This window comes from Bacillus sp. Brlt_9 (assembly GCF_051948935.1).
Classification (GTDB): Bacteria; Bacillota; Bacilli; order Bacillales; family Bacillaceae_G; genus Bacillus_A.
Genome location: NZ_JAYJLO010000001.1, coordinates 742,266 through 762,798, shown reverse-complemented (window position 1 = coordinate 762,798; position 20,533 = coordinate 742,266). Strand labels below are relative to the sequence as shown.

Sequence of the window (20,533 nt, the reverse complement as noted above, 5' to 3'; positions counted from 1 at the left end):
TATCTTCACTGTTCGTTTACTTCATAAGCAACTCGAATTCCAGACTCTATTGCTCCTTGCATCCATCCATGCGTTAATGTCGTATGCTCTCCTGCAAAGTGTACTTTTCCAGATGATGGTGTAATATACGGAAATAACTCAAGCTCTTGACCTGGTTCGAAGGCCGTAAATGCGCCGCAAGAATACGGGTTTTTACTCCAGCTAAAAGATGTTCCGGTAACAAACTCACTATAGACGATGTCACCGTATATTTCCGCTAAATTTTTTAATGCGTATTGAATGCGTTCACTATCTGGTAAACTATCCCATGTTAACGCCTCATCTGCCCACGTATAACTCGCTAAGACGGTCGCTGCCCCTGGTGTATGAATGCCATAACTCGGATAATATGTAAACCGTATAGGTAAATCTGTAATAGATTTACCACCACACTGTCCCGCTTTCTCCCAAAATCGACTTTTAAACTCTATCGCAATTTTAGTTGCAGCAATATAATTTAATTCACGAATTGCTCGTCTTTTAAAATAAGAGAATAAATGGTATGGCTGAACTTCTACAAATCGTAACGCTGAAAATGGAATTGTAATAATAGCCATATCACTTGTTATAGTAAATCGCTCTAACGTTTGCTCACGACTTCCTTGTAGCATTACTTTATTATCTTCTTGTATAATTTTCTCTACTTTATATGACATAAAAATATTATCCTTTAGCTGTGGCAAAAATGAATTGGGTAATGCATCCATTCCACCCATAATCTCATAATATTTTGTCGTTGAAGTAAAAAAGATCATTTCACGTAATACTTCAATTAAAGACATTCCCATATAAGCTTCCATATCAAGAAGTACCCCAACCATATCTATTGCACCGTCTGAATAATATTCAGTTAAAAATGAGCCGAGCGAATATGTTTTATACTTTTTTTCAACGATAATCCAGTTTTTATTAGGATCTTTTTTTATAAAATTTAGTATGGGTTCTAATACTACTAACATTAACTCTTCTGCCGTTCTTCCTTTTTCGTTTTCTAAAGTTGGATACCCAAGTATACTTGGATTTTTTTCAAATACGCTCAACCTCGTTTTAATATTATTCGTATATATAATATCTGAAGCGGTTTTATTTATAAAAAGATTTAACGGTAATTTAAATTTACGAATGTAAGCTAAAGTTAACTCGTGTGTTTCAGGAATTCGCATTGGCCCTGCATTAAAATATAAACCAGAGCTAAATGGTTCACGAATCGTATATATTCTTCCGCCTATTCGGTTATTCGCTTCTAAAATTGTTATGTTATGACCTGCTTCTTTCAATAACGATGCTGCAACTAACCCTGAAATCCCTGCACCAACAATAATAATTTGCTTTGGATTATTCGTTTTAACGAGCCCCACATTAATAACATGAAGCATTCTTTCCGTCGTTAATGGCTGCATCATACCCTTTTCCCCTTTAACAAAGGATTTTATTGCATTATATTCGGTTAACTTGATTCCTATGTTTCATGCAAGAAATTGCACGGATACATTTTCAAATACTTGAATATCTTTTATAAAATGTAATAAACTAGATATGAATCTATAGAAGTAAGACGTATTATCTTACATAATAAAATCAATGAAATTGCGAGGAATTTTGAAATGAAAAAAGGTATTAACCGTGTAGTATTAGTAGGAACAGGAGCGGTTGGATGTAGTTATGCTTACTGCATGATTAACCAAGCTGTAGCTGAAGAGTTTGTTTTAGTTGATGTAAACGAGGCAAAAGCTGAAGGAGAGGCAATGGATTTAAGTCATGCTGTTCCTTTTGCGCCAGCTCCAACTAGAGTGTGGAAAGGCAGCTATGAAGATTGTAAAGATGCGGATCTTGTAGTCATTACGGCTGGATTACCACAAAAACCAGGCGAAACACGTTTAGATTTAGTTGAGAAAAACGCAAAAATCTTTAAACAAATCGTTCGCAGTATTATGGATAGCGGATTTGATGGTATCTTCTTAATCGCAACTAACCCTGTCGATATTTTAACTTATGTAACTTGGAAAGAATCTGGTTTACCAAAAGAACGCGTAATTGGTTCTGGTACGACACTTGATTCTGCTCGTTTCCGCTATATGTTAGGTGAGTACTTCAATATTGGTCCACACAACATTCATGCTTATATTATTGGAGAACATGGTGATACGGAACTTCCTGTTTGGAGTCACGTATCGGTTGGTATTCAAAAACTACAAACACTTCTTGATAAAGACAACACATACACACAAGAAGATTTAGACAAAATCTTCATAAACGTTCGTGATGCAGCTTACCATATTATTGAGCGAAAAGGTGCAACTTACTACGGTATCGGTATGTCACTTCTACGTGTTACTAAGGCCATTTTAAACGATGAAAATAGTGTATTAACTGTTTCGGCATATTTAGAAGGTCAATACGGTCAAAAAGATGTTTATATCGGTGTACCTGCTGTATTAAATCGCGGCGGTGTTCGTGAAATTTTAGAAGTAGAATTAAGCGAAGAAGAAGAATTAAAATTCGATCACTCTGTTCAAGTTTTGAAAGAAACAATGGCTCCTGTTCTTTAATCGTGTATTCAAAAAAGCAATCCAATTTACTTTGGATTGCTTTTTTATTTTGACTATTCCTCCCCTATGATAAATGTTACTATTATCCACAATAGAAAGGAGTGATTTCATGAATGACTCTTGGACAATTGTAATCCTCTTGTTGGCTATTTCATCCTTAATACTTTTCCTCTTCTTAATCATCAGGACTCTATTTCCAACCCAAAAATATGACAAAAACCTCGGATTCATTCTACTTATTATATGCTTATTAACAATACCGATAAGTATCTTCCTTATCGGAGGATGGGCAGGTATGGGAATTGGCATAATCGCATTATTTCTTTTTACTGCTGTTACTATAGCTTTAATTGCAAATAAATTCATTAAACTTCCACCTACTAAAAAAAATAAGTGAACCTTTAATTGGTAGCCCTTCATCCCTCCCTACTTTTTATTAGCCTCTACCCTTTAGAATTTTTCAGAATACAAATAACCGATGTTTTCGTCCTTTGAAAACATCGGTTACTTTCTATTATTTCCTATTTTTTAATCGATTCCTCATTATTTACATCAAGTACATCTAATAAAAAGATAAAAATTGGTATCCCGATAATAAGCCCCCATATTCCAAGGAAATGCTCTGAAAAGATGAGAATCATAAATGTATAAAAGATTGGTAAATTCGTTTTCGCAGACATGAACTTCGGGTTTAAAAAATAACTTTCAAGAGCATGGATTACTGTAATGAACACAAGTATGTATACAACGTACATAACTCCTCCTACGTTATAAGCAATAATACAAAGTGGAAACAAGGAAATGATTACACCGGCAACAGGAATCAACCCTAGTAAGAAAATCATGACAGCCAATACGAGAAGCTGTGGAAATCCTAAGACGATTAATGCAATGACAGTAAGAATGCAATTGACAACTGCAATTAAAAACTGTGCTTCAATTACTTTACCGAACGATCTTGCAAACCTTTCACCAAAGTATGCAATCTCCTCATAAAAAACCTTCAGACTACTATCTTTAAATTTCGAAGTAAATGATATTATACGTTCTTTTTCTAACAAGAAAAATAAACTTAAAATAAGAGAGAGTAGTATTTGCAAACTGACTTTTCCTATATTTGCAATCGATTGATAGATGACATCTACACCTTGTTCTATATATTTTGATACTTCCATCCCATTAATTGTTGAAAGTGCATATTTAATGATCTCATTATCAGGTGGATTTTGAAAAAACAATCTAAACTGATAAATGAGTTGGGAAATTTGTATCGTTAGCACAGGTAAATATTTATATAATGTTGTGCCGATAAAAGTAACTAATATTATATACAAACATGCGATAACAATTTTACGATTCACTTTCAATTTCTTTGAAATAAAACGTTGAAACCGATCCATTAAAAATGTCAGTATAAACGTAATTAATATTAAATTGATCATACTTTTTAATCCATATAACACAAGCGCTACTATTATTAAAACGAGAAACCGTTGGAACCCTCTACTTCGAAAAAAATTTTTCACTTCATTCATTAAGATTTAACCTCCCCCTTCAATGGATGGAAATTGAATATATTACATTTTATGAACTTCTATAGACATTCTTTCTTACTAATTGAAAAGAATCCTTTTTTCTTTTTATATTGTTAGATTCTTTTTGTATTAGACCACCAACATATTTTAGTAGAACTCTTTCTTCGTTTTATCCTTTACAGTTTTGGTGATTTTCTATTTTTAGACTGCTGCTCATACGCATACCCCATATTGAACAGTTCTTTCTCACCGAATTGCTTCCCGACAAACACTGCACCTACTGGCTCTCCATTGTTATCATATCCTGCTGGCACCGCTAATTCCGGATAGCCAGCTACAGCTGATAGAAGAACTTCTTCGTTGTTAATCATAACTAAAGCATCCAAACCCTTTTCTACTAAATATCTATCCAGCTCTTTTCTCGCATTACCTTGGCTCGTTTGCACTACTTTTTGAAACTCATCTTTCGTTATAGCAGATTTTTCAGATCCCTCAATTAATGTTTGTCCGTATTTTATTCGTCTATTATTATCCTTTTTATTAAAAGCGATAATCTCTTCTAACGATTTTACCGGCACATCTTTTTGCTTTGAAAGAAAATCGTTAACATTATGTTTGAATTCATATTCTAATGTTTGTAGATTATCTACACCCTCAGCGTTTAACTGAATATCATCCTTCAAGATTGCCCCTGCATCTTGAAGGTCTTTTCTTATCTTTTCTGCTACTTCTTTTCTATTGTCATCTTGTCGATCTATTGAAAATAGCACTCCTACTCTTTTCCCTTTCAAACCGTCTATTGATAAATCCTTCGCAAAATCCACTCTTTCTTTGCCTTTCATTTTTTCTGTCATAGCATCTTTTTCATCATAACTTACCATTATATTAAATAACGTCGCGGCATCCTTTACCGTTCTTGCCATCGGTCCTGCTGTATCAAGTGTTTCAGCTAACGGAATAATACCTGATCTACTCACCATACCTAGTGATGGACGTAATCCAACTACGGATTGCTGCGTCGCTGGTGCTACAATTGATCCAGTCGTTTCCGTCCCGATTGCAAGTGGTGCAAAATCTGCCGCAACTACTGTAGCAGATCCAGAACTTGATCCCGATGTATCAAACATAATCGGACCGTATGGATTCAAATTTTGTCCTTTTTTCCCGCTATATCCGCTAGGCATTGTAAAAGATAAATAATTTGCCCACTCAGACATATTCGCTTTTCCTAAGACGAAAGCACCTTCTTCTTTCAACTTCTTCACGACCGTCGCATCTTCATCTGCAATCCAATCTTTTAACACATAAGTGCCCGCGCTTGTCGGCATCACCTTTTCCGTTTGTACATTATCTTTTACGATGACCGGCATGCCGTATAAGTTCGACTTCTTTTTTAATAACCTTTCTTTATCTAACTTTCGCGCTTCTTCCATTGCATTTGGATTAATCTCTGTAACAGCATTTAATGATATTCCATTTTGGTCATGTTCTTGTATTCTAAAAAGATATATACTCGTTAACTCTTCATATGATAATTTCCCATCATCAATCATTTTTTGAAGCTCACCTATAGTCGCATTTACGACTTCTTTTTCTTTTATCTTTACGCTTTCTATATTAATTCCTTTCAACTGGTTATATATCGGTTTTAATACTCTCTCTTTATCATATACGATACGCTCAGGTTCCTCTGGAAAATAATTTTTATACAAGTAATATCCTCCGGCACATGCCAACAGGACAATTCCTCCAGCAATCGATAACGTTATCTTTACCCACTTTTTCATGTTGTTTCCTCCACTCTAAAAGTTGCTCAATTGTATTGAAAAAGAGAGTTATCCTTATAAATCTCTTTAATTAAAATGCTAAATGAAAAAATGAAGCATTTCAATTTCATTACTTCTTTTTTTGCATTTGCTTCACTAATAATTCCTTCACTTGATTATACGTTAATCCTGAATCTTTATTTAAACGTTTTACTTCCTCAACATCAGTACCTACTACTGTATATTTTTTCTCATCATTCATTTTTCCACTTCCCTTTCTATTACATTATTTCTAATATTTTTTCCCTAAACCTTTAGAAATTAATACAAATAAGGAAACTGTCCGAAATTTAACACCTAAGGGCAATTACGTAAGAGGAAACGATAAAAAAATGTCGAATGTATATACTTGTTGAATTTAAGGGCTTGGAGGGTACATTTTGAAAACATATGAGTTTAAACATAACATTCCAACATTAGAAGAGTACAAATATTTGTGTGATTCTGTTGGGTGGACTAATTATATGAATTTTGATGTAGCAAATATTTCACTGAAGAATTCTATTCACTGCATCACAGTGAGAGATAATGAACAAATAATCGGCATGGGGCGAATTGTTGGTGACGGATCTATCTATTTCTATATTCAAGATATAGTAGTTCATCCAAATTATCAGAAACATGGTATCGGGAAAGAAATCATGCATCGTTTAGTTACATACTTACATGAAAATGCCCCTGACAAGGCGTTTGTCGGTTTGTTTGCATCAGGAGGTAAAGAATCGTTCTATGAGAAATTTGATTTTAAGGATTACTCACCAAACATGACGGGGATGTTTACTGTCATTTCAAAAACATAATAGATTTTTAATTGTAGAGAAAGACTTCGATTCCTATGTAGGAAATTGTGCTTGCAGTAACAGTTTAATATTACATACGAAAGGAGAGTACATATATGGCTGTACTCTCCTTTTATTTCACTCTTTACATATTAAATTTCTTAATAAAATTTCACTACATCTTCAGTAGGTAAGAATGTTCTTTCTCCTGGTTGTTCATTTGGCTCACCAAATGGCATTTGTCCTACTAAGCTCCACTCTGCTGGAATGTTCCAAGTTTCTTTCACTTCAGCATCTACAATCGGATTGTAATGTTGCAGGGATGCTCCAATTCCTTCAGCTGATAATAACATCCATACAGTATGTTGTAACATTGCATTTCCCTGATGAGACCAAAACGGGAACTGCTCTTTATATAATGGTGCATTTTCTTGCATTTTTTCTACTGTTGCTTGATCTTCAAAGAATAGCACAGTCCCAACACCTGTATAGAAACCTTTTAATCTTTCTACAGTTGCTTCGAAGTTTTCTGCTGGTACGCGGGCTCTTAATGTTTCTTTAACAATATCCCAAAACTTTTCATGCTCTCCATCCATTAATACAACCATACGGCCACTTTGCATATTGAAAGATGTTGGTGCGTGTAAAGCTGTTTTTAAAACTTCTTCAATTCTTCCTTTCGTAATTGCATCGTTTTTTGTTACTTTACGAATAGAACGACGGTTCACGATTGCTTCTTTTAAGTTTGTTGTAGTTGCTGACATTTTCATTCCTCCAAATATTTGTTTTATAATTTATTTTGTTATTTCATAACAAGTGAATTAGCAATATCCATCTGTATTACACTGCATACCTTCAAATGAATTTGTTTTTTCCTTTTCAATTTCTTTATCAATGACTCTTTGTAGCGTTTCTTTACTAGCAAGTCCTTGAATGACTTCCTCTCCAATCATGACAGTTGGAACAGCCATAATATTCGCTTCATCATATGCGTGCTGAATTGCTTCTTGATGCTTTTCTTTATATTTACGAGTTACTAAAGCATCTTTAAATTCAGCTTCAGGAAGGCCTACTTCTACCGCTAATTTTGTTAAAACATCGATATCTTCAATGTTTTGCTCTTCTTGGAAAAATGCTGTGAATACGCGGTGATGATACTCATTTCCAAGTCCACGTTCTTTCGCAAATTGACATCCTTCAAAAGCTAAATGTGTATATGGATGCGGAGAAACACGCGGCAAACGCATATCAATTCCTAACTTCTCCGCAGTTGGAAGAATGAAAGCATCCCATGAACCTAATTTTTCCGGTTCATTCCATGGATCTATTTTTGAATATGGACTTGGACGTAATTCAAATGGCATCCATTCAATCTCTACATCATTCTCTTTCGCTACCTCATCTAATGGACCTTTTGCTAAAAAACAAAATGGACATATAAAATCTGAGTATACTTTCATTTTTACAGTCATAATTTTTACACCTTACCTTTATAGTTGTAATCAAATAGGTTACATTAATGATAAAAAAATATAAATATGATTTAAGCATTCATTTTTTCTTGCAAAGTTTCAAACAACTGCCCCATCGTAATATTTCTTAAAACTTCTTCCATCGCAGATTGCGCTTGTATTAATATAACTTCTAATACAGCTTGAATATTTGCTCCAATCGGACAGTCTGGATTCGGTTTCTCGTGAATATGAAATAATTTATCCTCTTCCACTACATTCACTGCATGATACACATCTAACAATGTGATTTCATGTAAATTCTTTAATAATCCCGCACCACCTGGACCGCGGTTTACATATACAAAATCCTCTTGTTTCAAGTACGACATGATTTTGCGAATGACTACTGGATTTGTGTTTACACTTTCAGCCATATAGTCTGAAGTACAAAGTGAAGATGGATTGTTTTTCAAAATAGATAAAATATGAACAGCTATAGAAAAGCGGCTACTAATTTTCATCGTGATCACCACCTTGATGTAATCATTATAGTTACAACAAAAAGATAAGTCAATCCTTTTCATAGATTTTTTATATACAAATAAAAAAAGTGTCCCATTATGATATATGAGACACCTCTTTTTATTCTGCAAATAGCACTTGAAATTCTTCAATAAATAGCTGCACAGCGATTGAGGAATCCTTTAATGAAGGAACAGCTAAAGCAATTTCTCTCCATACTTGTGGTTCCAATTCTCTCGTTTGCACATTCTGTGGTAAATTCGTTAAAGATAATTCGGCTAATATTGCAATACCTAGCCCTTCTTGAATCATATTTAAAGCTGTAGTAACGGTCGATATTACATACTCAGCCCGAAGTGGTACGTTTGCTTGTTTAAACATATCAATAATGGGTGGTTCATATCCGCCCTTACATAATATGATCGGCTCATTCTCTAAATCACTAATTGCAATAGAATCCTTCTTACAAAGAGGATGATCCTCTCTTAAGATAGCAACCATTTTCCCCTTCGTTAATGGGACAATCTCCATCTCTTTATTAGGCAAAATAACAATTCCTATATCAACAACCCTCGATACTAACCAATCTTCAACTTCTTTAATCGTTCCTTCACAAAGAACGATTTCTAAGTTCGGATACTTCTCCTTAAAATGATTTATCATTTTGGGTAAGAAATGTGCAGAAGCACTCGGAAAACTCCCAATTCGAATCGTCCCCACTTCGTGTCCTTTCTCCATCGCAACTTCTTGTTCAATCTTCTCTACACCGTTCAAAATCTCTCTAATATGTACAAGAATTCTGTTTCCTACATCCGTAACAATTAGCCCTTTTCGTTTATCACGTATAAGAATCGTAACTCCTAACTCTGACTCAATACTTGAAATGGCATGACTGACAGCTGGCTGCGTCATATTTAACACCCGAGCAGCCTTCGTAAAACTACCTAACTCAACAGTTTTTATTAATACTTGCAGTTGTGTAATGGTCATAACTAATCACTTATACTCCTTATAAAAAAGATTCATTTTATTTATTACAGTCGATATCATATCATAGTGAAATGAATAACAACAAGGAGGTCTTACCGTGACACAGCTTTCTCGAACTAAGACGGCCATAATCCTTACCTTTCTCGTTTTCATGTGGGGAATCAATTGGCCTTTATCTAAGTTTGCCTTGCATTATACACCACCCGTTTTATTTGCAGGCGTTCGAACTTTAATTGGAGGATTCATTTTACTCCTGTTCGCATTACCGAAATACAAAGAGTTACACTTAAAAGAAACTTGGCATTTATACGTTATTTCTTCTTTACTTAACATCATTATATTTTACGGATTACAAACTGTCGGCCTTCAATATATGCCTGCTGGGCTATTTTCCGCCATCGTATTTCTACAACCCGTTTTACTCGGTATTTTCTCATGGATTTGGCTTGAAGAATCTATGTACGGTTTAAAAATCTTCGGGCTTGTTCTTGGATTTATTGGCGTAGGTGTCATTAGCTCTAGTAGTTTAACTGGACATATTTCTATTATCGGAATCCTTCTCGCGATAGGATGCGCTATTGGCTGGGCACTTGGAACAGTATTTATTAAGAAAACTGGGCACCGCGTTAATTCCATTTGGATGGTAACACTGCAGCTTATTATTGGCGGGCTTTGTTTAATTGGATTTGGATCAGAGTTTGAAAGCTGGTCTAGTATTGCTTGGAGTATACCGTTTGTTAGTGTACTACTCTTTATTTCATTCTTTGTTATTGCAATGGGATGGCTTGCATACTTCACTCTTGTTGGAGCTGGTGAAGCAAGTAAAGTTGGTGCTTATACATTCCTTATTCCTCTAATTGCTATAATTGTAAGTTCAATTTTCTTACATGAGGCCATTACTATTAGCTTATTCATCGGACTATTATTTATTGTGGTGAGTATTTGCTTTGTAAATATAAAGCCGAAAACACTTGCTGTAAGGCAGCAGGTTGAAGTGAAATAAAAATGAAAAAGAGCCTGCTGTTTGTAGGCTCTTTTTCACCCTTTTATCAGTACAGTTCAGTTACGGAGAGTTGTATTAAAAGGAATTTTTTTCTTTTTTATTGTATGATTATACTTAAGTAGTAAGAATATTACCTCTACTATAATGGACTAACAATTCTAATCATAAGGGGGCATTATATGGTTTTACAGTATAAAGAATTTGGAGATTCAAGCTCACCACTTATGGTTTTTATTCATGGGGGCGGAGTCAGTGGTTGGATGTGGGACAAACAAATTAAACATTTTACTAACTATCACTGCCTTGTTCCTGATTTACTTGAGCAAGGAAAAAATAGAAGTAAAGATCCTTTCTCAATAAACTTTAGTGCTGAAAAAATCATAGAACTAATTGAAGAAAAAGGACAAGGGAAAACTGTTATAGTAATTGGTTTTTCATTAGGCGCTCAAGTATTAATTGCTATGCTCAGCATGAAACCAAACTTAATTCAATATGCTATGATAAATAGCGCATTAGTTAAACCAATTTCTTTCTCTAAAACATTAATAAGCTCTCTTAGCTTAACCTACTGTTTAGTAAAGAGTAAGACATTTTCCAAAATACAAGCAAAATCAATGTACATAGATGAAACACAGTTTGATAACTATTATCATGACAGTTGTCAAATAAACAAAAATACATTTGTAAGGATATTAGAAGAAAATATGTCCTTTACAATACCAAAAAGTTTCAAAGATGCTAATAGTAATATATTAGTAACTGTTGGAGACAAAGAAAAAAGAATTATGAAGGACTCAATGACTGAAATCCTTGAAAATAATACGAATTGCACAGGTATTATCATTCCTGAAATTGGTCATGGCATCTCTTTAGCAAATCCCATACTATTTAATACTATAATTGAAAACTGGCTCGAACATGATATCCTGCCGGAAGACTTCATAATCGTCAATTAAATTCCAGACATCAATAAATTTCATTATAGAGTGGCTATAATAGTGCCGATATCCTCATTCCTTCTAATCCATAGACCTAATAAAAAGGTCTCATTATTTACGATGAGACCTTTCAATCTTACTTATCTTTTACGACGTACTACAAAAACACACGCACCTACCGACGATACAATCGCCAAAATAGATAAAACAATCGCTATCAATTGCATGTTACTAGTAGCTTCATTCTTTTCTAGACTAGACACTTCACCATGTTCTCCTGTTAGTGACGTACCTTTTGCAATTGTAGTAAGTGAGTGTGGTTTTTCAGCTTTTTCATCGCCTGTCCATTCAACAATTTCTCCGTCTTTATATTGTTGATATGCATCCCAAGCTATTTTTTGTTCTTTATCAGGGTTTTTAGCGACGAAAGTAAATCGCTGGAACTGACCAGGTAAAATCCCTTCTCCTGTTGCTTCCCATACTACTGTTTTCACTTTTCCATCATTATCTTTTTGCTCTTCCACTCTCCATCCTGGCACTGGTTCATACTGTTGGAACTCCACTCCAGACGGTATTTTCAATGTGATTTTTGTCGTTGCTACATTCTTTTCAACTGGTACTTTTATCGTGTAAGTCTCCCAAGAGTTAACGTCCGAAGTTGCTGGTTTCACAGTAACGTGCGCACTAACAGGTAATGAAAAAATCCCCATTGCAATAATGGTTGCGATTATTGTTGTACCCAATTTTTTTATTCGTTTCATTTTCTATTAGCTCCTTTTTATCTATACCTTCTCTTTATCTGCCGCCTACTATAAATTTATAATCCGTATCAAAGCTATCAAGAGATTTTGTTAATCCGTGCACTTGTATATTCCAGTTTCCTGTCATGTTAATATACATACCTTCCGCTTCATATTCTCCTGGTGAAACGGCGGAAACTTTAAATGAACCTTTTCCCATGTTCATATCTAATGATTGCGTAGTTAAAATAATTTGCTCCATATCGGTAACAGGTTGTCCGTTCTCATCCTTTAAAGTAATATGGAATGTATTTTGTCCTACTTTATTAGGACTTACATGTAAAGTAAGTTCATATCCATTATCTAATTGTTTACTCTCTGTAAAAGGTCCAGTTGGAGGCATCGGCGGTGTTTGTACGTTTGTCATAAAAGCTACGATTATGAAAATAATAATTCCAATGGTAAACTCTATTTTCACCGTAGCGCCTAATCCTTGCTGCGCTCTCATTTTCCCTTTTACATAATGTACAATTCCCAATATCCCCATGAAAATGAATAAAAGCATCTTCACTAATAAAGCTAATCCATACTTCGTATCAAATAACGAGTGGATTGTTGGAATAAAGAATGTACTGTTAAAAAGACCAGTTATTAAAATCACAATGACAGCACCTGTTGCCCACGGTGAAAAACGCTTAATCATATCCCAATACTTACTCCACTTGTCATCCTCTTTACGTAAAAGAAGAATAATGGATGATAGACCACCAATCCATAATGAAGCTGCGAATAAATGTAGAAAATCCATAACGACAGCAATATCTTTAAACTTCAAACCATATGCATGACTATTAAATGCTTTCATAACAAGTATCCCAATAAACAATACTATCGGAATGCTCCATACTTTAACCGACGACAGCTTCTCACACTTCATCGCAAAATAGGTAACAACTATAAGCGAACTAATAAGAACCATTTGAGTAATCCATACATATCCAAAAACAGAAAGCTGTAACGTTTCTTTTAATAGTAACAGATCGGATGCTTCTAACCATGAAACATCAGCATTTATTTTCGCTTGCAATGGTAGATTGAATAGTAAACTAATGAATATACCAATTAATGAGATCCATATTATTTTTTTACTTCTTGATTGAACCGAGATTGCATTCCCTTTATACATAATAAGATTAAAGAACAGTACTCCTATAAATAGTGAGAAACTTGTATATAGAACTCCACGTTCCATAATCATGTCTATTTGTGGGACATACCCCATCTCTTCTACTTGTATATCGTCTGCTCCCGCTTCTGCTGACCCAATTCGGAACGGAATAACCCCTTGAATAGGATGCCCATCAGCAGAAATCACTTTCCACTGAATAGAGTAGAGTCCGTCTTTCAAATTTTCTTTTAATCCTGCTTCTAATAACTTTTTGTTTTTCTTTTCGATATGAGCATCTTTTAAATCTACTCTTTTACCTGATGTATCTCTTACAAACAATGTATTAAAATGCGAAACTTGTATATCCTCATCGAATTCAATTTTCACAACAGATGGTGCCTTCTTCAACGTTTCATTTTCAGCAGGGTTTGATTTCACAATGTGCGCATGAGCAGATGCACTTTTCGGCATCGATATGATAAGTACACATGCAATTAATAACCATGCCCCTAACCTTTTTATTACTTTCACAATCATTTCACTTCTTTCTTACTCATCGCTATACTTCCATTCCTTTAACTTTCCAAGTTCAATTCTCCGGAGAAATATTAACCTGATTAAATATAAATTTCTATACAATATAACTCTTTATTTCTCTCTCACCTCTAAACTTCCAATACAATAGTAACTACCTTGATAGATACAACTTACATTTTTAAAGTCGATTGTTATTATATCATAAAATATATTTATGTAAGTTCCTAAAGAAGAAAAGTTATCGTGAATCATTTGTGAAGAAAGTGTGAAATACATAAATAAAAAGGTATTACGTTATTACGTAATACCCTTCTTCCATCATAAAATTTCTCTACTTCTCTTCCGGATAATCACAATACTCAATGATTGTTCCCTCTGTATCTGCTGGGTTAAGATAAATTAACCTTCTACCGTGCTTATTAATCCGAAGTGTATGCTCTAATGTTCGAATACCTTGTTCTTTTAATTCTTCTAAAGCTACATCTAAATCATCAACACGATATGCAACGTGATGAACACCTTTACCTTTTTGCTTTATAAATCTGGCAATTGGTGAAGTCGTATTATTCGTAGGCGCAAGTAATTCAATTCTATCTCCATCCACTTCAAGAATGGCGACTTCACTTTCAACACCAGGAGCTTCACTTACGTAACGATCTATTAAAGTTCCTAACAACACCTTTTCATAAAAACGTATCGTACTATCTATATCTCGAACTGCGATGCCGATATGATCAATTGTTTTTTTCATTTTATTCCCCTACTACTTTATTTTTTCTCATTATTAATAGTAACAAAAAAAGTTATAGAAACAAATCTATAACTTTTTTCATTTAACCTATTTTCTTATTCGTACTTGCTGCTGGTTGAACTTGATTTTTTACTTTCATAATGCTAATGCCGTATCCGATTAGTCCACCAATAAGTGCTGGTAAAATCCAACCTAATCCTACTTCTTGCATCGGAAGGAATTTAGTGAACACTCGGCTTACTACTTCAATGTTAACTCCAGCTGCACTTAATCCATCGAATAAGCTAATGATAAATGTTACGATTAAGCTCACTTGATAAACTTCAGCTCTTCCTTTGAATAATGAATGGAAGAATGTTAAGAAAATCAATACAATGGCTAGTGGATAAATTGCTGTTAATACTGGAACAGAAACTGCGATTAATTGTGTTAATCCTACGTTTGCAACAATGGCACTAAATACACATAACGTGATTGCAATTGCTTTGTAAGGAACATTTGGGAATAACTTATGGAAGAATGAAGAACATGCTGATACAAGTCCCACACTAGTTGTTAAACAAGCTACTGTAATCATTAATCCTAATAATACTCCGCCATATGATCCAAAATAGTAGTTAGAAACTTTCGCTAATACTTCTCCACCGTTCTCTAAATGTCCAAGCTTTGCAACACTTGAAGCACCCATATAAGAAAGAGCTGTATAGATAATTGCTAAAATAGATGCTGCAATGATTGTTGCTTTTGCACAAACGACCATAATTTGTGTTTTCGTTTTTGCACCTTTTTCTTTAATTGCATTAATGATAATAATTCCAAATACGAATGATGCAAGTGTGTCCATTGTTAAGTATCCTTCTTGGAATCCTTTAAAGAATGCATGTGATGTATAAGCTTCCACTGGTGCTTGCATATCTCCAATCGGATGTATAAAAGCAACGATTACTAAAATACCAATGAAAGTTAACTTAATTGGCGTTAAGATTTTTCCAACAATATCGACAATTTTCGCAGGATTTAGCGAAAAAAAACAAGTAATGCTAAAGAATACAATTGTGAAAAGAATTAAAGGTGTAGAACCTAATCCTTCTGGCATAAACGGTTTAAGACCAATTTCATAAGAAACATTTCCTGTTCTTGGTATTGCAAATAACGGACCAATCGCTAAGTATAAAACTGTTGTAAACACAATCCCGAACACTGGGTGAGCACGACTTGCTAATGACTGTAAATCATCTTTACCCGAAAAACCAAATGCTAGTACACCTAGTAACGGTAACCCTACACCTGTTACTAAAAATCCAGCGTTTGCAATCCATACATTCTCTCCTGCCGATTGACCAAGCATTGCCGGGAATATTAAATTTCCTGCTCCAAAAAATAGTGCGAATAACATTAAACCAATAACTACTATGAACGAAAACGGTACTTTGTTCGTCATAATATAACCTCCATTCCAATCCTTTTATCTCATTTCCATTTTTAACTAATTGAATTTTCTGAATATTTAACTTAAGTATCAACTATTCTTGACCTCATTATAGTTTGAAATATAATATTTTGCAATACTATTTTCAAACTTTTCTTTTATTTTATAAATATACATTTTTTAACATAGAAATAGACTAAAAAACCAACATGGTCATCCATGTTGGTTTTTTATATTTACTATCAATTAAAATTTCGCCGCTACTTTTTTAACGTTCTCTAAACCTTCTTCAACAATTTGTTGTGAACGATCTGGATATTGATTGTGTCCTTCAATTACAACAGTCTCAGGATTTGTAATTCCCCAGAATCCAAGTACAGTTGTTACATAATTAACTGCCATTTCCATAGGAGCCATTTGTTCTGAAGAGTAATCTGAACCACGCGCGCCTAATACAACGACCTTCTTATCACCAGCTAAACCTTCTGGGCCATTTGCTGTATATTTAAATGTTTTTCCAGCTTGAGATAAATATGAAATATACGTAATTAATGGCGCTGGCACTGTGAAGTTCCATAGTGGAAAGGCAAATACAATTTTATCAGCTTCTAAAAACTGATTTAAATATTGATCTACCGTAGCTACAGCCTTCTCTTCTTCTGCTGTTAACTCCATTCCTTGACTACGTTTATATCCACCTGAAATAGCGATATTTCCGTAATACGGCAGATCCAATGCAAATAAATCTAACTCCGTAATTTCTGTATTTGGGTTTGCTTCTTTATAAGCACTTACAAATGTTTCATACATTCTTGAACTAACTGCTTGCTCCGCTGGACGATCGTTTGCTTTTACAAATAATACTTTTGACATTGTTTTATTCTCCTCTACTTTTGTATTTTCTTCTTTTTTACCAAATAACGAGCTAAATAATCCCATTTTCTTCACCTAAACTTTCTTATCATATTCATTATTCATCATCACAAAAATTCTTATTCTAATAAAAAGTTCCAATAGATACCTTAAGTAAAGATACAAAAAACTTTTTTGTTATTTAATTACCTTATGTAAGTGATTGTAATATAGCAACTTACTTTAGTCAAGTAACTTTTAATAAAAAAATAAATCTCAAATTAAAAACATTTACTAAAATACAATTGAACACCAAATACGACTTTATTACTTGTATAATAAAATTAGAGAGGAAAATTCATATTTAGAAAGGATTTATTCATGAGCACTATAGAAAAGATTCAAACTTTTATTATTCTTTTTGCTGTTACATGCGGCATCGTACTCGGACAATTTAATTTCATACATATGTATGCAGACAAATTTATTGTTCCCTTCTTATTTTTCATGCTATATGGATTATTCCTCAGCATCCCATTAAAAGAAATAAAAAACGGATTTCGCAATTTAAAATTTGCTGGAACAAGTCTTACTATTAACTTCTTATGGACACCTTTACTCGCTTGGGGATTAGGAGCACTATTTCTTTCAGATCACCCAGCACTTTGGGTTGGATTTATAATGCTAATGGTTACTCCATGTACAGATTGGTACTTAATCTTTACTGAAATAGCAAAAGGTAATGTAGCACTTTCTACAGTGATTTTACCAGTAAATTTAATTTTACAAGTACTACTACTTCCCATTTATTTATTTTTATTCGCTGGTGTTATGAAGACTGTAGCCGTTTCTGTTTTAGTAGAAAGTATTGTTATCGTAATCGTCTTACCATTTTTACTTGCACACGCTACAAAATTCATTATGAATAAACTGAAAAAAGCTGAAACACTCGAGAATAAACTCATTCCGTTTTTCAGCTCTGCGCAAATTGTATTTTTAAGCTTAGCAATCATAGCGATGTTTGCATCACAAGGTAAATATTTACTACAAAATATGAATGTCGTTTTATTATTACTCATTCCTGTTCTATTGTTCTTCATCATTAATTTTGCACTAGGACAATTTATCGGGCGCGTTATGCGTTTATCTTATAAAGATACAGTAAGTTTAAACTTAACAACGTTAGCAAGAAACTCACCTGTTGCACTTGCTATTGCTGTAACCGCTTTTCCAGACGAGCCTCTTATTGCACTTGCACTCGTTATTGGACCGCTAATTGAATTACCTGTACTTGCTTGTGTTTCACAGGTATTATTACTTATTAAGAAAACAAAGCAATATACATAATAAAAAAAACGTCCTACTTTGGGACGTTTTTTTATTTTCGAGAACTTATAGAAGTAACGATAATTATCGGCTCTAAGGATTTTATACGTGATAGAAAATTAGCTTGTCGTTACATTTACAATGTCTTTCTAATTAAAAATTATAGGAAAAGTAAATATTACGAAAGCTGCCCAAAGTCCGTAGATTGGCAAATACTTCGTAACGGCATCTTGAATAGCTGTCGGTCCTGATTTGTTTTGCAAGAAACGCATATAGGAAAACATAATCCAAATGAGATTTGCCCAAATCAGTATGTTTACGCCTAAAACAGCAAGTCTATTAGGTGTAATACCGTAAGAAGAAAGCCTGAATACGATGGCTGACAATGCGACAGTATCAATAATAAGTGCCAAAACAATTAAGGCAAAATTTATATAATCTGAAATGCTCTTTTTCTCGTCTGAATCACTCTCAACGATAGAAAATATAGTAACAGCCAATACACCAAGGAGTATTCCGTTGAAGGCCATTAGGAAATTGCGGTCCAAGAATGGATTTTTTCCACTCCATATAACCGTTATAAGATAAATCACCAATGTAATCAGTACAAGCGGACTAAAAATTTTAGCTATATATGGTGTAATATTTTTAGCAAGTTTAAGGTTCATTGATACTAAGTATGCAGCCACTACAGCGAGAGCGGCAGCTCCAAATAAAACAACATTACTAAAATAGAATTCTCCTATATCCAAGTCAACAAAGCTAAATAATCGCATTGTGAATAATGCTAGTATCATTCCGCTCACTGCCATGCTCGCGTAGAGAAGACCATATTCTAAATTAAATTTAATATAAGCTAATCTTGTACTGCCTTTTAAATATTCATTTCCCGTAAACGCAAGTCCCAATAAGACCCATAACAATATAGGAAGATGTAAGTACGCAAGGATACTGCTGTCTTTATAATTTAATGGCAACATATTAAGATAAAATCCGACAATTAAGAACAACGCTGCAAGGAAATAAATAATACTTTTCTTCGGAGTATTATTGTAAATAAAATAAGCAGCAATAAAGGGTATTACACCAAAAGCCAAGTTAATTGGAGCAATTGCTTCCTGCTCAACAAAGTGGAAAATGATTCTAGTGCTTAGCCCTGCTAAAATAGCTAACATACCCATGAATAAGAAACCTTTTTGAAACAGCGATATTTTCTCTTTATTTGCCGTCTCCTTGAAATGCAATCTTTCATACCAAGCAGCTAGTACCTGAGAATCAGGATTTTCATCCCATGCTTGTGAGAATGACTTTTTAAAAGCTTTTGGGTCTTTTCTATACATTCTCTCCAACTCATGAGGATTATCCATATTTTCAATAATCAAATTGTGATTGTTCATAGTTTTACCTCCTCTAATAAAAAACAGCGTTGTTACCTTTCTATAAAAAGCACCTCACTGATTTATCATGATATTGATTTTAATACAAAATTTATTGTTTTACAATAAATAATTATCAATTATAAGGATTTTTTTATTGTATATTTTATTTTAAATAAAAATAAATAGTACTACTTATTCAAAAAAATATCCTATAGAATAGACTTTTTTAAGTGTCTATTCTATAGGATACAGTTTAATTATCATATTTTTTTATTTGTTGAAACCACTTGTCGTTACATAAAAAAGTTCTTTACTAACAAGTAGCATAATCAATACATTTATGAATTAGTAAAGAACTTTTTTATATTTAACTATATAGCAACATTTAACTACAAAAGTAGCTTAAGTAAAGAACTTTTTTATATTCATTCAAAATTCACATTATATCAAAAACTTTATAATTATATTTTATCATCACATATTGTTAGTTAAAAGTCTTGATTGCACGGTAGTAGATAATGCATGCATTTAAATTCCGATTCATTTCTGCATTAATAGTGAGATAAGTAGACATACGGCTATATTCAAGAATTTTTGGATTTCCTCATCTTAAAAAGTAATTTAACAGATCCTAAATTAACTTTGTATCTATTTTTATTAATCAAATGTTCTTTTCAGATTTAATTTTTTACATGTTTTTACATCTCTTTTAGATA

20 protein-coding genes are annotated in these 20,533 nt (G+C 33.6%); 6 read left to right on the top strand and 14 right to left on the bottom strand.

Annotated features, from left to right (window positions below; translation table 11 throughout):
* Positions 1–5: 5 nt before the first annotated feature.
* Positions 6–1,442 carry a flavin monoamine oxidase family protein gene (locus VF726_RS03910; protein WP_440166008.1) on the bottom strand — a complete coding sequence of 479 codons (1,437 nt, stop codon included), beginning with the start codon at positions 1,440–1,442 and terminating at the stop codon, positions 6–8.
* Positions 1,443–1,643: 201 nt separating this feature from the next.
* On the opposite strand from VF726_RS03910, the gene VF726_RS03905 reads away from it, so the two are divergent.
* Together VF726_RS03905 and VF726_RS03900 are read left to right on the top strand one after the other, a co-directional pair.
* On the top strand, positions 1,644–2,588 hold the full coding sequence (locus VF726_RS03905; protein ID WP_016088332.1) for an L-lactate dehydrogenase: 945 nt from the start codon (positions 1,644–1,646) through the stop codon (positions 2,586–2,588).
* Positions 2,589–2,697: 109 nt separating this feature from the next.
* On the top strand, positions 2,698–2,985 hold the full coding sequence (locus tag VF726_RS03900; RefSeq protein ID WP_440166004.1) for a YesK family protein: 288 nt from the start codon (positions 2,698–2,700) through the stop codon (positions 2,983–2,985).
* A 124-nt stretch (positions 2,986–3,109) separates the two neighbouring features.
* Here VF726_RS03900 and VF726_RS03895 read toward each other — a convergent pair whose 3' ends face one another.
* The 3 genes from VF726_RS03895 to VF726_RS03885 form a co-directional block, all read right to left on the bottom strand.
* Complete coding sequence (locus tag VF726_RS03895; protein ID WP_440166002.1) at positions 3,110–4,123, bottom strand: AI-2E family transporter; 1,014 nt, start codon at positions 4,121–4,123, stop codon at positions 3,110–3,112.
* Between the two features lie 176 nt (positions 4,124–4,299).
* Positions 4,300–5,910: an amidase family protein gene (locus tag VF726_RS03890; protein ID WP_440166000.1), complete on the bottom strand. Its 1,611-nt coding sequence runs from the start codon at positions 5,908–5,910 to the stop codon at positions 4,300–4,302.
* A gap of 109 nt (positions 5,911–6,019) precedes the next feature.
* Entirely contained in the window at positions 6,020–6,151 is a 132-nt protein-coding gene (locus VF726_RS03885) for a hypothetical protein (RefSeq protein ID WP_048527332.1), read from the bottom strand.
* Between the two features lie 178 nt (positions 6,152–6,329).
* Between VF726_RS03885 and VF726_RS03880 the strand changes: the two genes are divergently transcribed.
* Positions 6,330–6,749, top strand: coding sequence for a GNAT family N-acetyltransferase (locus VF726_RS03880; RefSeq protein ID WP_440165998.1), 420 nt, complete (start codon positions 6,330–6,332; stop codon positions 6,747–6,749).
* 140 nt (positions 6,750–6,889) lie between these two features.
* On the opposite strand, the gene VF726_RS03875 is transcribed toward VF726_RS03880, so the two are convergent.
* The 4 genes from VF726_RS03875 to VF726_RS03860 all read right to left on the bottom strand — a co-directional run bounded on the left by VF726_RS03875 (position 6,890) and on the right by VF726_RS03860 (position 9,694).
* Positions 6,890–7,492 (bottom strand): nitroreductase family protein, encoded by a 603-nt coding sequence (locus VF726_RS03875; RefSeq protein WP_440165996.1) that lies wholly within the window; start codon positions 7,490–7,492, stop codon positions 6,890–6,892.
* 57 nt (positions 7,493–7,549) lie between these two features.
* The gene (locus VF726_RS03870) at positions 7,550–8,200 is read right to left on the bottom strand and encodes a DsbA family oxidoreductase (protein WP_440165994.1); all 651 of its coding nucleotides are present in this window, start codon (positions 8,198–8,200) and stop codon (positions 7,550–7,552) included.
* 71 nt (positions 8,201–8,271) lie between these two features.
* Positions 8,272–8,703, bottom strand: coding sequence for an Rrf2 family transcriptional regulator (locus tag VF726_RS03865; protein ID WP_440165992.1), 432 nt, complete (start codon positions 8,701–8,703; stop codon positions 8,272–8,274).
* A 121-nt stretch (positions 8,704–8,824) separates the two neighbouring features.
* The gene (locus VF726_RS03860) at positions 8,825–9,694 is read right to left on the bottom strand and encodes a LysR family transcriptional regulator (RefSeq protein WP_440165990.1); all 870 of its coding nucleotides are present in this window, start codon (positions 9,692–9,694) and stop codon (positions 8,825–8,827) included.
* 97 nt (positions 9,695–9,791) lie between these two features.
* On the opposite strand from VF726_RS03860, the gene VF726_RS03855 reads away from it, so the two are divergent.
* Positions 9,792–10,697: a DMT family transporter gene (locus VF726_RS03855; RefSeq protein WP_000192802.1), complete on the top strand. Its 906-nt coding sequence runs from the start codon at positions 9,792–9,794 to the stop codon at positions 10,695–10,697.
* 179 nt (positions 10,698–10,876) lie between these two features.
* Positions 10,877–11,653, top strand: a complete 777-nt coding sequence (locus tag VF726_RS03850; RefSeq protein ID WP_440165987.1) for an alpha/beta fold hydrolase — start codon at positions 10,877–10,879, stop codon at positions 11,651–11,653.
* Positions 11,654–11,775: 122 nt separating this feature from the next.
* On the opposite strand, the gene VF726_RS03845 is transcribed toward VF726_RS03850, so the two are convergent.
* The 5 genes from VF726_RS03845 to VF726_RS03825 all read right to left on the bottom strand — a co-directional run bounded on the left by VF726_RS03845 (position 11,776) and on the right by VF726_RS03825 (position 17,199).
* Positions 11,776–12,396 (bottom strand): YcnI family copper-binding membrane protein, encoded by a 621-nt coding sequence (locus tag VF726_RS03845; protein ID WP_440165985.1) that lies wholly within the window; start codon positions 12,394–12,396, stop codon positions 11,776–11,778.
* 34 nt (positions 12,397–12,430) lie between these two features.
* Positions 12,431–14,080 (bottom strand): copper resistance CopC/CopD family protein, encoded by a 1,650-nt coding sequence (locus VF726_RS03840; protein WP_440165983.1) that lies wholly within the window; start codon positions 14,078–14,080, stop codon positions 12,431–12,433.
* 331 nt (positions 14,081–14,411) lie between these two features.
* Positions 14,412–14,831: a VOC family protein gene (locus VF726_RS03835; RefSeq protein ID WP_000750833.1), complete on the bottom strand. Its 420-nt coding sequence runs from the start codon at positions 14,829–14,831 to the stop codon at positions 14,412–14,414.
* Between the two features lie 82 nt (positions 14,832–14,913).
* Entirely contained in the window at positions 14,914–16,272 is a 1,359-nt protein-coding gene (brnQ, locus tag VF726_RS03830) for a branched-chain amino acid transport system II carrier protein (protein ID WP_440165981.1), read from the bottom strand.
* A gap of 234 nt (positions 16,273–16,506) precedes the next feature.
* Positions 16,507–17,199, bottom strand: coding sequence for an FMN-dependent NADH-azoreductase (locus VF726_RS03825; RefSeq protein ID WP_440165979.1), 693 nt, complete (start codon positions 17,197–17,199; stop codon positions 16,507–16,509).
* 294 nt (positions 17,200–17,493) lie between these two features.
* Between VF726_RS03825 and VF726_RS03820 the strand changes: the two genes are divergently transcribed.
* Positions 17,494–18,459, top strand: a complete 966-nt coding sequence (locus VF726_RS03820) for an arsenic resistance protein (protein ID WP_440165977.1) — start codon at positions 17,494–17,496, stop codon at positions 18,457–18,459.
* A gap of 128 nt (positions 18,460–18,587) precedes the next feature.
* On the opposite strand, the gene VF726_RS03815 is transcribed toward VF726_RS03820, so the two are convergent.
* On the bottom strand, positions 18,588–19,835 hold the full coding sequence (locus VF726_RS03815) for a DUF4153 domain-containing protein (RefSeq protein WP_440165975.1): 1,248 nt from the start codon (positions 19,833–19,835) through the stop codon (positions 18,588–18,590).
* Positions 19,836–20,533 lie beyond the last annotated feature (698 nt).